This is a genomic window from Seminibacterium arietis, from assembly GCF_042675725.1.
GTDB lineage: Bacteria > Pseudomonadota > Gammaproteobacteria > Enterobacterales > Pasteurellaceae > Seminibacterium > Seminibacterium arietis.
The window spans coordinates 1-778 of the sequence record NZ_JBHTJN010000017.1 but is presented as its reverse complement, the minus strand read 5'-3'; the positions used below and the strand labels follow the sequence as shown (position 1 = coordinate 778).

Annotated in this window: 1 rRNA gene; it reads right to left on the bottom strand. The window is 42.9% G+C overall.

The features are described from left to right. Positions 1-509, bottom strand: a 23S ribosomal RNA gene (locus ACFQ02_RS08170); the annotation flags it as partial. Positions 510-778: the final 269 nt, after the last annotated feature.

Genomic DNA, 778 nt, shown 5'->3' with positions numbered 1-778 from the left:
TCTATTTCACTCCCCTCACCAGGGTTCTTTTTACCTTTCCTTCACAGTACTGGTTCACTATCGGTCAATCAGGAGTATTTAGCCTTGGAGGATGGTCCCCCCTTCTTCAAACAGGATATCACGTGTCCCGCCCTACTTCTCGCAAGCCTAGTACCACAACTTTATTTTCAAGTACGGGGCTATCACCCTCTATGGCAGAGCTTCCCAGCTCTTTCCTCTAATACCGCTGCTATCACTTGCTGGCTACTTCGCTTTCGCTCGCCGCTACTAACGAAATCTCGGTTGATTTCTTTTCCTCGAGGTACTTAGATGTTTCAGTTCTCTCGGTTCGCCTTGCTTGACTATCTATTCATCAAACAATGCTAGGTTCTTCACCTAGCGGGTTTCCCCATTCGGATATCTCGGGCTCAACGCTTCTTATCAGCTCACCCAAGCTTTTCGCAGATTTGCACGTCCTTCTTCGCCTCTGATTGCCAAGGCATCCGCCCTGTACGCTTAGTCTCTTAACCATACAACCTCAAGAGCTCTTCGCTTTCGCTTCTCTTGTGTCACATTCATAAAAAACTTTATTATTCACTTGCATCCCTTTTATTATGCAAGTCAATCTCTCAGACTTTGACTCAGTCAGTATCTCAATAATTATTCTATCCAGATAATATTAACTTCAATATAAAACATAAATCGCTCTATATCTCCATCCATACCTATAACAAATAACTACCAGCATACTACCTGAGACTCAGTTTTCAGCTTGTTTCCTATTTTTTAAAGAACAGTT